At 37.5% G+C, this 15,138-nt stretch carries 7 protein-coding genes; 3 read left to right on the forward strand and 4 right to left on the reverse strand.

Features of this window, described 5'->3' with window-relative positions; translation table 11 throughout:
* Positions 1-23: 23 nt before the first annotated feature.
* The 3 genes from tamL to B9Y84_RS18640 all read right to left on the reverse strand — a co-directional run bounded on the left by tamL (position 24) and on the right by B9Y84_RS18640 (position 8,690).
* Entirely contained in the window at positions 24-2,363 is a 2,340-nt protein-coding gene (tamL, locus tag B9Y84_RS18630) for a translocation and assembly module lipoprotein TamL (RefSeq protein ID WP_085518916.1), read from the reverse strand.
* A complete protein-coding gene (locus tag B9Y84_RS18635) occupies positions 2,330-7,198 on the reverse strand; it encodes a translocation/assembly module TamB domain-containing protein (protein ID WP_139828097.1) in 4,869 nt (1,622 codons plus the stop codon). Before B9Y84_RS18635 ends, tamL begins: the two co-directional genes overlap by 34 nt.
* Before the next feature lie 562 nt (positions 7,199-7,760).
* A complete protein-coding gene (locus B9Y84_RS18640) occupies positions 7,761-8,690 on the reverse strand; it encodes a DUF6624 domain-containing protein (protein ID WP_085518918.1) in 930 nt (309 codons plus the stop codon).
* Between the two features lie 294 nt (positions 8,691-8,984).
* Here B9Y84_RS18640 and B9Y84_RS18645 point away from each other — a divergent pair, with 294 nt between their 5' ends.
* Positions 8,985-10,169, forward strand: coding sequence for a thiolase C-terminal domain-containing protein (locus tag B9Y84_RS18645; RefSeq protein ID WP_085518919.1), 1,185 nt, complete (start codon positions 8,985-8,987; stop codon positions 10,167-10,169).
* A 767-nt stretch (positions 10,170-10,936) separates the two neighbouring features.
* Here B9Y84_RS18645 and B9Y84_RS18655 read toward each other — a convergent pair.
* Entirely contained in the window at positions 10,937-12,793 is a 1,857-nt protein-coding gene (locus B9Y84_RS18655; RefSeq protein ID WP_085518920.1) for a vWA domain-containing protein, read from the reverse strand.
* A gap of 259 nt (positions 12,794-13,052) precedes the next feature.
* On the opposite strand from B9Y84_RS18655, the gene B9Y84_RS18660 reads away from it, so the two are divergent.
* On the forward strand, positions 13,053-13,628 hold the full coding sequence (locus tag B9Y84_RS18660) for an RNA polymerase sigma factor (protein WP_085518921.1): 576 nt from the start codon (positions 13,053-13,055) through the stop codon (positions 13,626-13,628).
* A gap of 40 nt (positions 13,629-13,668) precedes the next feature.
* Positions 13,669-14,979: an energy transducer TonB gene (locus tag B9Y84_RS18665; protein WP_139828098.1), complete on the forward strand. Its 1,311-nt coding sequence runs from the start codon at positions 13,669-13,671 to the stop codon at positions 14,977-14,979.
* Positions 14,980-15,138: the final 159 nt, after the last annotated feature.

Consider the following 15,138-nt stretch of genomic DNA (forward strand, 5'->3'; position numbering starts at 1 on the left):
TGATAACTTTAAAACCCGACAACCTAGAAAGGATACCCTATCCCGAAATTCCAGGTTATATTTTCCTCTCGCCAACTCTTATCCCCTAATTCAAAGCTGTCCTGCCATTGAAAGCTATTTGCACCAGGTTTACGAATAGGGGTGGCAACATCCAGTCGAATAACAAAAAATTCAATATCCAATCGTAAGCCAATGCCGGAGCCGATAGCGACCTCGTTAATCCAATTGGAAGTGAACTGCCCATTTCTATTGTCTTCATTTTTTAGCCAAACATTACCTGCATCTGTGAAAACGGCCCCTCTCAAATAGGAGATCAAAGGAAAGCGATATTCGATATTTGCTTCTATTTTAATATCTCCAGCTTGATCAAAAAAGCTAGTCCCATCCGTTTGATCCTCAGGCTGGTAATTACCAGGCCCAAGCCTTCTAATCCTAAATGCCCTTACAGAATTAGGCCCACCAGAAAAGTACTGTTTGGAATAAGGAAGGCTCACAGAATTCCCGTATGGCAAACCGATTCCTGCAAATATTCTACTGACAAGACGACTATCATCACCTAGCTCCTGATAGTTCCTTAGGTCAAAATCAAAGCGTGAAAATTGTGCATAACTTTGCCCCCAGAATTTTTTATCATCACCCGTAACCCCCCCTATATTTTGCGCCAAAGCCAAAGCATTACCTGCGAAATCAGCATTGAATGAGAAGTAAAAACGATTGCTTTTTATATTTCTTACTAACTGACTCCACTGGAAGCTATAATTCAGGCCCGGAATAAACTGTTGCTCAAAACTTCGAGCTAAGAAAGGATTGCTATTTTTTAAATTTATAAAGGCCTCACTTTCATTTCCAATATTTATATAGTTTATGGACACGGGATTTAAATTATGCGTTACAAAAATATTGGGGTTCCACTCGAAACCATAAACAGCTAAAAAGGAATTAAGATTGAACCACTGCGAACGATTCAGTAATTCATAAGAAAGTTTAAATTTAGTCTTAGGAATCGAGTAGCGAAATTTCTGACCAAGTGGCAAAGGAAAAATCATCCTAGGCACAATTAATTCCGCTGAAACCCCCGTTTCTATAGTGCTTAGGTTCGTTGAAACATCTCCACTGTTGAGCTGTGCTTCGTAGCCTATTTTGCTAGATAGCCTCAGAGCCTCCCCTCCTTTAAAAAGATTTCGGTTCAAATATTCAAAATTTAAAGAAGGACCTACGAAATTATTAGATTTACTCACAGCTTGTAATTCTGCTCGGAATGAACGCTTACTCAGAGGAGACAGGAAGACATTCGCTGTTAGCTGGCCCTTTCCATCTGTTAAAACACTATCTTCTCTATAGCGAATATTAACAAAACGGTAAGTCTTCAAAGAATTCAGTCTTTTATTCGTCCATTTTTCTTTTTGGGGATTGTAATAGTCTCCTTCTTTTATAAAAAGGTAAGGATAAAGTCGATCTGGTCGGAAGAATTCTTCAGATTGAATAAAATTAACTCCTTTTAAATTCGTAGTATCGGAGCTTTTAGGATCTCCTGAGGTATCTAAGGAGTATTTAGGAAAAACATTTATATTGTCTATTACATAGGGAACCAAAGCTAATTCTGAAGCATTATCTTTTATGCTTAGCTTCAGATTTGCGGTGTTTTCTCTTTCAGAATTAAGGGTGTCTGCTTCGAAAATCAAATTATTGGAAGTGAAATAGTAGTAGCCTTCCTTTTTTAAGAATTCTGAAATTTCTGTTCGGGTTGATTTTAGTTCTTCTAAGGAAAAAGGAGTACCTTTTTTGATTGGCTGCTCCAGCTCAAGGTAATTCTGAATCAGGCTATCTACTTTCTTGTTGCCCACTCTTTGAAAACTTATAGAATCTATCATTAAGCGATTTCCTGGAGCTATTTCATATTTAATAAAGCCCGTTTTCTTATTCTTCTTGATTTCATACTGCACTTTACTGTTGAAATAACCCAAATTTTCCATTCGGTTTTTCATCAATTTCTGCACATTATTGGTGTTCACTTTATCCAAGAGTACTGCATCCTCTCCAATGCGCTTATTGACCCATTTTGCGTAGAAACCGGCTTCTTCATCTTCCACTTTTTGATGAGCCCAAAGCCCCAGTCGCAGGCCGCCAATCTTTTCATTGGGTCGGGGTTTGTTTACTTCCTCTAAGCCTTCAAGTAATTCCTTTTTATATTTGATGTTTTCTGCATCTTTTATATTCAGTTTTCCACCCGTGTAGAGTCGCGTGCCTTCCTCCAGTTTTTGAGTAGTTTTACAAGAATAAAAACTCCCTCCTAAGAGACTGACCAATGCGATATGTAGGAACACTTTTCTCACTTTTCTTTCTCTTCTTTTGACTGCGACCAAAGCTCATTGAATTTTTCAAATTCTTTACTGAATTGAATGGAAATGCCCGTTACCACCACCTGACCGTCAATTAAGCCCTCGTACTCATTTTTTCTGTAGCCTCTTAGCTTATAGCGACCATCTTCAGTTAATAAATATTCCACCATAATATTTCCAATGATGTCGGTGGCTTCCTGTTGAGTCCTTTGCTGACCTTCCAAGTCAACCTGACTTCCTACCTCTACCCTAAAACGGTCATTGAATAAATTCTTGCTTAAACTGACATCCAATTGCGTTCTATCCTGAGGTGTCCCGCTTTGATAATCCTCATAAGAATTGAGGTCAAGGTTGAGATTTACGCCTTTTACATATTGACTACTTAACTTATTTAATTGGTTACTCAAAATCTGACTGGCACTGTTTCTTGCAATGGATTCAGAATTCGGTCCTCCGCTACTGCTGCCGCTTGGGAAGAACTGGTTTAACACTAACAAGGAGAAAACCTGCTTGTTAAGTCTAGTTTCATCTGCATTGATTGCTTGAATTTGTTGATAAATATTTCCGCCCAGTGCTCCACGGCTTGTTTCTGGCATATCCAGTCCGAAGGAAATTTCAGGCTTGCTTAAGTTGCCGTCCACAAATAGTTGAACCAGAAAAGGTAGTTTCTGACGATACTGTGTTTTGACCTGATCAGATGCGGAGGATATTTGATCCTGCATTAAGGTATTTACTGGCGTTTCCGTCTTATATAAGGCAGTTATATCCAAAATAGCTTCATAAGGATCACCAGACCAGCTTATTCTACTACCAGATTCTATGTCGAATCTGCGCTTTACTAAATCATAAAGGCTTAACTGATAATAGCCATTATTCACCTCTACATTCCCGTTCAAACTTATTGCTCCATTTTTTCTCAAAGTGAAATTTAAATCCGTATCACCAGAAACGGTTAGGTAATCACCTCTTTTCTCATCCACAACTACCTTGAATTTTGCGTTTTTATCCGTATTGATAATAGCATTCAAATCGACCCCATCAATATTTGCACTTCTCTGTAATTCTGATTCATTTGAAGGAATAGTGTCGGAAGCTTGAAAGGGCTTAGTAAACCTGACGATACCCTCTTGTTCCACAACATCTACTTCCGTTTCAGGAATGATGTATACTAAATCCGTTTTTTCATTTAAACCAACCTTAGCCTCAATCTTTGGCTGATCAAGACTTCCTTTCCATGTTATTGTGGCATTAAAGAAGGCTTGCCCGTAAAATAAGTCGCTATCTTCTTTTGTGGTGTTGAGCAGTTGAAAGTTATCAGCAGTCAGGCTTAGATCGAACTTCGGATTGAGAAGGTTCTGGGTGGTGATCTGACCATTCAACTGCATTTTTCTGCTCTGTTCGTCTAAGATTGTGAAATTATTCAGATTTATTTTTTCGTTCTTTAAAGAGATGACTTCATTGGGCAGTTGATAGGTCATATTAAGATAAGGAAAGAAAAGTGAAGCATCTTGGAAATTAAGGTTTCCATCATAAATGAAATCTTCTGGCGTCCCACTGAAATTGAAATGCCCCACTAAATTTCCGCTTGCTTCTTTTATTAAGCCTTCAGAAAAACTGGTTAAAAAGGGAAGAGAAACGCTGTCCATGTCAAGCTCCAAGTCAAATTCAGGAATCTCAGAGTTGTTGTCAAACCATCCTTTGCTTCTCAAGCTTACTTCGCCTTTAGAGTTCAAGCTAAATTGATATCGGTTTGCAGATTCTTGTCTGGCATCTAGGCTCAAGTTCCCTACTTCCTGATCATAAATATTTAAACTATCTAACTTCAATGAGGCAGAAAACTCTGTCAGATCTTCTAAGTTTTCCAACTCTATCCCACCCTTTATAATACCTTTAACTGGACTTTCTTCAGCATTAATAATAGCAAAGAAGTTTTGAATTCTGAAATTCTCGAAATTCAATTGCAAGGAGTTTATTTGATCTTTCAGTTCGGTTTTCAGTTCGAATGATTGCTTTTTTCGCTCAAAAATCAAATTGCGAATTTGCAAACTAGCCGTATCAAAATAAATTCTGTTTTCAGGATGCATATTCCAGTGTGCAGCGTTCAGAATCAGATTTTCAGGCTTTATTGACCAAAACAAAGAGTCTGATTTCCTTTCAGAAATAGCATCCACATGGAACAAGCTATCTGATGAAGCGTCCTCTATAAATAAATTAAAAAACGCTTTCTGAGGCGTAATGTCCGCTTTCAATATAGTAGGGTAAATATTTAGATCGCCAGAAGTAATTCGCTGAAAATTGGTATTTATATGGAACTCCTTAGCTGAATTGTTGACAGTTAAATTGAAGCTATCCAAATCGATATTTTGATAGTGAAAATCAGGAATCAGCAACTGGAAATCGATTAACTCCTTATTGCTATTGTAGTGTGCTTTAGCATCAATCGGTTTAAAGCTGATGTCCAGCGGAAGAAAATCCAGAAGGTTTTGACTTTCTTCAGCCCGCATATTGAGCGCAAAACGCATAGGTCTATCAGTGGTGTCAACTTGAAAGATCTTTGCTTGCTGAAGCTTCGAGGCATCCAAATCTGCTAAAGCGAGCTGACTAAAAGCATGATTCATATTGAAATTAAAGTCAATATTTTCCCATTTCAATTTCACTGCAGCACTGTCATTAGAATTAAACGCTTTCAAATCTAAAGGACTGAATCTGATAGTTTGCAAAGGGCTGGTCAAAATCGTTTCAGATAAATATGCTGTCATCGATTGGTGTAAACTATCCAATTCAACATTTATGTTGGCTTTAGTGCCTACCCAAACGGCTGTGTCAGTGATATTGAATGCCAGCAAGTCTAGTTGCTTAATGGTAGCTTTTAGACTCATTTTTTGCTGAACAGAATCTATAGTTCCCATCGCGGATAAATCAAAATCTGCAATAGAATCAGAATAATTACTTTTGAAATCTAACTGACCTCTAACAAGCGAAGCCGACATATTAATCGTATCAAAATCATTAGCCAAATAACTAAAATTACGAATAGTGACTTCAGCCTTGGTGTCCATTTCTGAAGGCTTTAATCCTTTTCCTTTTATAGCAATGTCAATATCTGCTGTACTGAAGTTTAAACTATCTTGTAACCATTTATCCAATTCCAAATCAGATAAGTTGATGTTAGCTTCATAACTTTCTGGTTCATCGGAATTGAAATTACCCTTTAATTTTAGTCTACTTTGGTCGTCTATTTCTGCTCCAAAGTCCGCATTTAATTGTCCTTTATTATAGGCCCCGTTTCCTGTTAATATGATCTTTTGAGGATAATATGAAGGGTAATCTGGAGGCATAAAATAGGAGAAATCGGAGACATTACTTTTCAATTCCACGTTTTCTACTGAGGCAGATATTTTCTCAAATTCTTGCCAATTTTCAAGTTTCGCCTTGAGGGCAACCGAGGTTTGCTTTCCGTATAGCAAGCGGAATTGTTGTAAATTCATGTTTTGTGGATCACCCTTTATCTTACCGTAAAGCTTAACGGGATATTGCGACAAGGCAAGCAAACTGCTATCGTCCTTTAAGCTTGGTGCAAAATAAAAAGCATCTTTTATATTTAAAGTGGTCGGCAATCTTAAATCAAGGTTGAAGAAAGTTTTATAAAAGCTCCCTGCGAATAAAGAATCAATAGAGGAAAAATCTATGTTGGCCTCTGTATTTAGGATGGAGTTGGAAGTCTCCAGTTTAAAGTCTTTTAATTTCGCAGATTTGGAATTAAAATTGATGCCCCCGCTTAACTCTTTCAATTTAAAATTACCTCCATCAATAGCAGAGAAATTGATGTTCTCAATGCCTAAATTCTTTGGTTTATATGTAGCATTTTGCAAGTTCAACTTGATGTCTTGAAACTGCATATTTTCAGGATTAAACCCTGCAATATTCTTTATTTTTCCCGGTGATTTGATAGCTAAATCTGAAAGTTCAAAACTGAAAGCATTTAGATTAATTTCAAAATCAGGAAATTCAAATGGAGTAGGCACGGTATCGCTTTTTTGAGTTGCAGAATCAGTAGAAATAGGAAGTCTCATATGAAAATGATTGATCTTATTTTCAAACTCTTCCGCTCCAATTTCATTCTTGCTCAGATCTAATTCTGCATTTCTGATTTTGAGGTAATCAACGAGTGTTGATAATTGCAAACTGTCAAATAGCGTTTCATATTTTACATCAACAGTGTTCAAATTCAGCTTTTGCACAGTTATTTTCGGCAAGCTGCTTTCTGTACTGTCTGCTTCAGTTTGTTCAAAAGCTTTTCCTTGAGAATAATGTCCTTTCACATTTTGAAGTACAAATTCTTCAACATCAAAATGCAAGCTATCCAAATCAAAAGCATCGAAAGAGATGTCCAGTTTATCTAACTTCAGATCAGTATCCATTTCTACACTTACATCACGATACTTTAGATCAATGTCTGCTAACAAAAGCTGGCGAACATTGATTTTCGTAGAGGAAGTTGTATCGGATTCTATATTCTGCTTTTGATTATTAGAGCTTTTAGTGCTATCAGTAGCAAAGGCATCGATCAAAAACTGATAGTTAAAGCTGCTATCAGCAGAGTTGTTATGAACTCTTCCTTTAACTCCTTTCAGCTGCAGATCCTTCACGTCCACATTTCCATCTAAAAGTGGTTTCCAAGCAACATCCACTAAAATGGAACTGGCATAAATTAAAGTGTCTTGAGATTTATCTTCGGCATATAGCCCCTCAATCTGAGCAGCTCCAAGGAAAGTGATGTAAAGCCGCTCGATTTCAAACTTGGTCTGGGTTTTATCGCTTACATATTTAGTGGCGTAATTGGTGATTTTCTGCTGCACTGCCGGCAACCTTAAGGAAAGGACGAAAGTCACCAATAGCAAAAAAATGCCACTCAGAATATATAATATGATTTTGCCGGTTTTCTTCAATCTAATAGTAAAAGTACGATTTTAGTTATTAATACAGCTTTAACCTAACGGCAGAATTCACTTTAAGATATGTATTGCACACAAGATTTCCTGTGGTACCTACTTATTAGACTTAGCAGTAGGTAAAGAATTTAAAAATATGTATTAGAAATACGGAATAATCTAATCTTGATGGAAGAATTAGAACCCCTCTTGTAAGCATCCACACTTAAAAACCATTCATCTTTGAAATTTTTATGCCGGGAGTGAAAAGTTCCTTGAGTCTTAAACATAGCAATACGATGATTGTAAACTTAAAAAATGCTGCACTATGTCAGCAAAAAAGTTTACTCTAGATTTTGCTAAAAAAACCAATTAGTCGACCCCTGATTTCATGAATTTTATTAATTCAATCTTTTTATGTTAACGCTGGTATCAAATCTCTAAATTCAATTCCATATTTTTTGTAGAAAGCCACTCAAGATGTATAGCCTTATTCGCTAAGACTAAGTTGCCATTCTATATCAAATTCTTCTTCCAAGTATGTATTCAAAGACCTCAACCCGATCTTTTTTCTTCTCCTATCCACTTTTTCAGGTTTTCTTATAGCGACTGGACTTGCTGCTCCATATCTATGTTCAATTTGAGTACCATAAAGCTGTTCTCTACCTTTAGAAATTAAGAATCTGTCTTTAGCATTGGCATAAACCGAAGCGCTTACTTTGTCATCTCTGAAGGCTTCGCTTAAATATGGAAAGCACTGTAACATTAATACATCTGGTGCTTTTATAACTATTTCAACTATAGCATCTGAAGCTAATGGGGTAACATCTGCAGCTGTAGGCCAACCATAATTAACTAATAAATATCTGAGTCTTTCAATATTTTCTTTTCTAAACTTTTCCTCTTCAATCGAAAGCATAGGATATAAAGAGGAGGAGCCAAGACTGCTGTTCTCTGATGAAAAACTTGCTAATTGGGTCCTTCTGACATAGGTAAATCCTTGATCTTTTATGATCATTCTGAAAAGCTCCTTAGCAAATCTTGGATTGTTAATTTTTGAATGATTCCTTTCATATCTCTCTATTTGGAGATCCTCTATTTTTTTCCATCTTGGATCTGAAAGCAAATTTAAAAAGCTTGGGTCCTGCAAAGCAGCTAAATTCTGGTCATATTCAACTGCAAAAGGTAAATAATAGAAAGCAGTATCTCGCATTTCTGGCTGCCACATTAGTGCTGCGGTAGTTGCAATTCGATATGCCGTCTCTCTTGAGGGTATTTCGCTCATGGATTTTTTGTATTTCTCAAGAGCTGGTTTTAAAAACCCCAATCTTTTAAGGCTATCTGCCTCTTTTAATAAGTCTTGACTGTGGCTGACTTTGGTTGCTAAGATTAGCAAGACGAAAATGAGTGTCTTTTTCATAATTGTATTTGTTTTAATGATACCACAAGCTTACCATCAATTCTTCTTCTATGAGGAAATAGTCGATGGATAACTTCTTTCGAAAGTCACAAGGCAAATATTGCTGTCTAAAATGCTTATTTGATAAGTCAGGAAAATAAATGCCTTAATCATCCTTTAAGCCTTTATATTATGAGATTCACCTAATCTAGATTTTAAAGAGATATCAACTCGAAATAATATTATATATGAAGAAATGGAATCTGGCTATCAATTTTTTTCCAATTTCATTAACTTGAGATTAAAATTTGAAATATGGATTTAGGCGTAAATATTACCGGAGCGTATCATTCTTCATTTGGCAAGCTGGAGGGTGAGACGCTCTATTCTTTATATGAAAAAGCAGCCATTGGCGCTTTGCAAGATGCAGGAATTGAAGCAAAAGCTATCGATGGGGTTTTTGTTGGAAATTATAGCGGAGGATCCTTCAATCATCAGGAAAACATTGCGCCTTATGGTGTGAATGCATTGCCCGAAATGCGTCATAAACCAATGTACAGAACAGAAACTGCCTGTTCTTCAGGCTCTTCTGCGATTCACATGGCGATTATGGCCATAAAATCAGGTATGATGAAGCGGGCTTTAGTAGTAGGTCTGGAAAAAATGACCCATTTAGAAATTGCCGGAGTAACTCAAGCTTTATCGCTGGCCACCTATTGGCCGGAAGAAGGCAGCCAATCTGTAACCGCTCCCTGTATGTTTGCAGACTTAGCGAAAGGTTGGATGAAAAAACACAATTATTCCGAAGCACAATTAAGACCATGGCTAGCTCAAATTTCAGCCAAAGCCTATACAAATGGTGCCCAAAACCCCTTGGCCCATTTGCAGAAACCCAAAAGCGCAAAAGACATTCTGGCACTTCCTGATGAGAAGAATCCTATCATTCATGCCCCACTTCGATTACATGATTGCTCTCTAGTTTCTGATGGATCCTCTGCTTTGGTCTTGGAACATGACAGTTTAAGCATAGGAAAGGGAGTATCTATGAAAAGTTTTTACAGTGCTAGCGATTATTTGGATAGTTTCGGCAAACATAAATCTGACCATTTTCTAGAAGGCGCTGCTTTTGCAGTGGATAAAGCCTTAAAAGATGCAAGCATGAGCATAAATGATATTAATATTGCCGAAGTACATGACTGCTTTACCATCACAGAGCTTTTATTGTATAGCGCCATGGGAATTGCTCCTGCAGGCAAAGAATTTGAAGCCTTGGAAAATGGGACTGTTTTTCCTGAGGGAAAATTACCCGTAAACCTATCGGGTGGATTGAAGGCAAAAGGTCATCCCATTGGTGCGACCGGTGTTTCTATGCATGCTTATATTTACAAACAATTGATGCAAGAAGCCTGGGGTCATCAAGCCAAAAATGCACAAACGGGTTTGGTTGTTAATATTGGCGGTTCGGGGACTAGTAATGCGGTTTCGGTATTGGGTCGGTAGATACACCATGCATCGAATATAAACACATCATTTATCATGAAACCCATCATCAGACCAATTCCGAATATTATTTTTAATGTATTCTGAAATCCGGTGAAATGATTTTTTATCACGAATAATATGATCATGAAAACGGTCTTGCCATCCAAAATCAGGGTTAATCAATCGTGCACCAACGGTTACACCCGATTTAAAACCGCGAATAAAGGATCCTAAATTTTTTGATTGTGGTCCGAATGTAGAGACGCGATGCCTCGCGTCTCTACCGCGCCCATTCGTACCATGATCCGTCCCCAACGTATTATACCGGTTTTCACCAATCCCAATAATACCATGAAAATGGTTAGGCATCACAATATAGTCGACACACATAAATTCATGTCCGGTCGCAATTCAAATGTTTTTACCCATTCCGATTCTACAATTTTCCCGACATCATTTAATAACATTTCCCCGTTTCTAATTTTACCAAAAAAACATTCTCTAGTTTTTGTGCAAATGGTTACAAAATATTTTGCTTTACTCCTGTAATCCCAATTTTGTAATCGTGCTGATTCAATACGGTATTTGTTTTTGAATTTGTCAGGCATGGTTGATTCGTTTGTTCTATCTAGATAATAAATTTTAATTTCGTAAAAAATTGGTGGAGACGCAATGCATTGCGTCTCCACTGCCCATGATCATCACCAAATTAAACCCAATGCACATCACAAACGCCCACCAAAACAACCAAATACACATTGAACTAACCCTGTAACGACTAAAAACTAGTTCTTAGCCAACAAACTGCTGGATTCTACCAGCTTGATGAATTCTATTCTATACCCATTTTCATCTTTTCCTTTGGCACTTTTTGCTAAGTCTGTCACCAGCTGATAATCGCCATTTTCGATATAATCAGAATCTTTCAACAACATCCCGTAAGTAGCCACAGCCGCTGACCAACGAAAGTTCTCAGACGTTTTATCAAGAGACTTAGCGGTATTTTCTACCGTTGTCACAATTAATTTGCTGACCTCTCCATCAGGAGCTTTGTATCTGAATTTTACCGTGAGTAGCTCATCACCATACGTCACCTTTTCTGTTTTTGGCTTGTTTTGCTGATATTTCAAATCATCAATAGGCTTGAAATAACTATCCACCCCTTTAGGGATAATTTCATATAAAGCAGTAACCGTATGACCAGAACCGAGCTCACCTGCATCTTTTTTATCGTTATTAAAATCTTCATTATTAAGCTTTCTATTTTCATAGCCAATCAATCGATAGGCCGTGACATTGGCTGGGTTAAACTCTACCTGGATTTTCACATCCTTAGCAATGGTAAAGAGAGTACCTCCAAACTCATTCACCAATACCTTTTTCGCTTCTAAAATATTGTCGATATAAGCATAGTTACCATTTCCTTTATCAGCCAATATTTCCATTTTTGAATCTTTGTAATTACCCATGCCAAAGCCTAAAACAGTAAGAAAAACACCTTCTTTTCTTTTTGCTTCGATCAAATCTTCCATGGCTTCATTTGAGCTCGCTCCCACATTAAAGTCTCCATCAGTGGCCAAAATGATTCGGTTATTGCCTTCTTGCATAAAATTTTCTTTAGCGATTTTATAAGCTAATTCAATCCCAGCTCCACCAGCAGTGGAACCTCCAGCCTGTAAGTTTTGCAAAGCTTCAATTATTTTGCCTTTTTCTTTGCCTGAAGTAGGTGGAAGCACACATCCAGCGGCACCAGCATATACCACAATAGAAACCTTATCCTCTTCCCTCAGCTGATCAACCAACATTTTGAGACCTGATTTTAGCAAGGGTAGCTTGTTTTGAGCGAACATAGAGCCTGACACATCTAAGAGAAAAACTAGATTTGAGGCAGGCAGGTTTTGTGTGGGAATTACCTTTCCTTGTAAGCCAATATGTACAAGTTGATGTTTTTCGTTCCAAGGCGCTTGCGACACTTCTGTATTGATCGAAAACGGATCTTGACCAGTTGGTTGTTTGTAGTCATAATTGAAATAATTAATCATTTCCTCAATTCTTACTGCATCTTTAGGAGGATTTTGACCATTGTTGATAAATCTTCTCATATTGGAGTAAGAAGCTGCATCTACATCGATAGAAAAAGTGGACAATGGATTTTGGGTAGCTTCCTGAAAAGTATTTTCGTCAAGACCTTCATAATCCTCTGTATTTGCTTGAGGATAGGGTGATTCAGCAGGTATAGGCCAATAACTTTGATCAGCTTGATAGCTAGCCACTTTTCTTTTTGAAAATATATTCCGCACTGATCGATCAGTGACCACTACTTCCGACAATTGGGCAACATCAGCTTCCAATTGCACATCGATAACACTTCGCCCTTTTATAGGCACTTCCTTTTTCGTCATCCCAATGTAGCTAAAAACTAATATGCCTTTTAGAGAGGGTAATTTGATGGTATAGTTGCCATCTAAATCAGTAGTTACCCCTGCAGCGCTACCCTTCAATAATACATTCACGCCTGGTAAATTCTCGCCACTTTGGGCATCTGTTACTTTCCCGCTTACAGTGATTGATTGTGCGGCTAACATAGCTGAGCTGATCAGAATTAGGCAGCTTATTCTTATTACATCCATTAACTTTTTCATGATTGATAATTTTATGTGAAACATTTTTGTAGACAGGATGCACCCACTCTATAAATTCCATAAAATTATTTTCAGTTTTTTATTTTTTATAAGGAAAATAGGGTCAAATGCATGCTGGAATCCATTAAAGGGCTTTAAATAAAATAGATTTGCCTAGGTAAAACTTCGTTATTTTGCTTTACCTTAAAGCTAGAATTCCACTTTTCTGTATTTTATTGAGCTATAAAAATTAACTTAGCAACTTCCATAGCAGCATTGAGTGACAGATAAAAACGACATACCAGAAGAAAAACGACTGCTTGAGCAATTCTGCGAATCTCAAGATCTTGATTTGTTGGGCAAGTTATATCAGCCTTATATGCACCTGGTCTATGGAGTATGCCTAAAATATTTGAAAGACAAGGATTCAGCTCAGGATGCTGTGATGGCTATTTTTGAAGAATTAGTGTTGAAGCTTCCCAAGCACGAGGTAGAAAACTTTAAAAGTTGGCTTTACGTGCTATCCAAAAACCATTGTTTAATGGAATTGAGAAAGCAAAAGCGTAAAAGGACGGATAATTTTGATTATTCCGACCTTGAGCTTATGGAAAATGGACAAGTGTTGCATCATGAAGAAAACTATACTTTTCAGGAGGACAATCTGGAAAGATTAACTGCCTGTATAGCGCAATTAAAAATGGAGCAAAAGCTTTGTGTGGAGTTATTTTTCTTGGACAAAAAAAGTTATCAGGAAATCACGGACAGCACCTCCTATGAATTAAAAAAAGTAAAAAGTTATATACAAAATGCAAAAAGAAATTTAAAACTGTGCATGGAACAAGGTGGAGAAAGATAACAACCATATTGAACCAATTCGGGAATTAAGCTTAGAAAAAATGCGAGCTTATGTTGAAGGTAGATTGAGCTCTCAAGAGCAGCATCAAGTGGAAAAATATTTACTGAATCATCCTTTTGAAGCAGAAGCTATGGAAGGATATTTGGAAAATCCAGACGCGCTTGCTGACTTACGGATTCTGAAGGCTAAGCTACAGGCTAGAACCACTCCCGAGCAAGAACAAAGAACAATACCTCTGTGGAGAAAAGCTTTGCCATATGCTGCAGTATTTTTATTGTTAATCCTTTCTAGCATACTCATTATTAACTTTTTTCAGCAAGATGAATCTTTTGCCCCCTTGGCTATTAAATCGGAAGAGGCCGTAAAATTTGATCAGAACGAAAGCACTACGAACCCACCCATTGCTTTACAAGCCGAAGCAAAAGAAAAGGAAGCGGATGATCTACCAATGGCTCAAAGCAACGATTCTGAAAGTGAGAAGGAAAAAGAAGTGCCGATTCAAACAGTCGAAGATGCTGAGCTCCTTGCTCAAAATGAAGCAATTAATATTGAGGAGGATTTAATTGTATCAGAGACCGTAGTTCCATATGAAGACACCATTCAAGAGTTTAATGCAGACTCCATGGTGGGAAAAGTAGCAGGAATTGAGGCCGATCAAAACAAACCTTCCGTAGCAAGAAGTAAGAAGGCCACTGCTTTGGCATCGTCAATTGCTCCAACTGATGAAGAAACAGTTATCACATCAAGGAAGAAAAATGCTACTCCTCCAACTATTTCAGGAGAAGTGCTAGATGCTGAAACGGGAGAGGCTATTCCAGAAGCTAATGTAATGGTCAAGGGTACTGCAATAGCCACAAGCACCGGTTTAGATGGTTCGTTTGAGATTGCAGCAAAGCCAAACAATGTACTTATCGTGAATTTTATCGGTATGGAACAGCAAGAATTTGTTGTGAGTGAAGAAGCGGGTAATATAATATATCTAAACGCTGATGTTGCTCAATTAAGCGAAGTAGTCGTAACAACTAGCAAAGACGAAACGGAAAAAGATAATACCTACAGTGATGCTAGGCCCAGCATCGGCTTTTCTGAATACCGTGATTATCTCAAAGATAATTTAAGATATCCTCCAATAGCACTGGAGGAAGGTACGGAAGGAAAGGTCAGATTAAAATTAAGTATCAGTGTAACTGGGAACATTACGGAAGTAGAGGTTCTAAAGAGCGTGGGAGATGGCTGTGATGAAGAGGCAATCCGTTTAGTGAAAGAAGGGCCAAAATGGGAACCTGCTAAAAAGGGAGATACTCCTATAGCATCAAGCAAGAAGATTTCGGTTCGGTTTAAAATTGAATAAAACACCTTTTTTTGTGGCAAGGCTCTTAAATCTTGCTAAAAATGGACTAGTTTAGCAATTTAACTTTAGCCTAAGGTCTGAGGTGTTTTGTAATAGCATATATTATAAAAACCATTTTCAACTGCCACAACCTTTCTATATTTGTCCGTTCAAAAGAGA

Source organism: Marivirga sericea (assembly GCF_900177665.1).
GTDB lineage: Bacteria > Bacteroidota > Bacteroidia > Cytophagales > Cyclobacteriaceae > Marivirga > Marivirga sericea.

What these genes read in the sequence shown, in the direction of transcription:
- B9Y84_RS18640 (WP_085518918.1), bottom strand. Translation starts at nt 8,690, where the DNA reads ATGAAAAAGACACTCATTTTCGTCTTGCTAATCTTAGCAACCAAAGTC.
- B9Y84_RS18645 (WP_085518919.1), top strand. Translation starts at nt 8,985, where the DNA reads ATGGATTTAGGCGTAAATATTACCGGAGCGTATCATTCTTCATTTGGC.
- B9Y84_RS18655 (WP_085518920.1), bottom strand. Translation starts at nt 12,793, where the DNA reads ATGAAAAAGTTAATGGATGTAATAAGAATAAGCTGCCTAATTCTGATC.
- B9Y84_RS18665 (WP_139828098.1), top strand. Translation starts at nt 13,669, where the DNA reads ATGCGAGCTTATGTTGAAGGTAGATTGAGCTCTCAAGAGCAGCATCAA.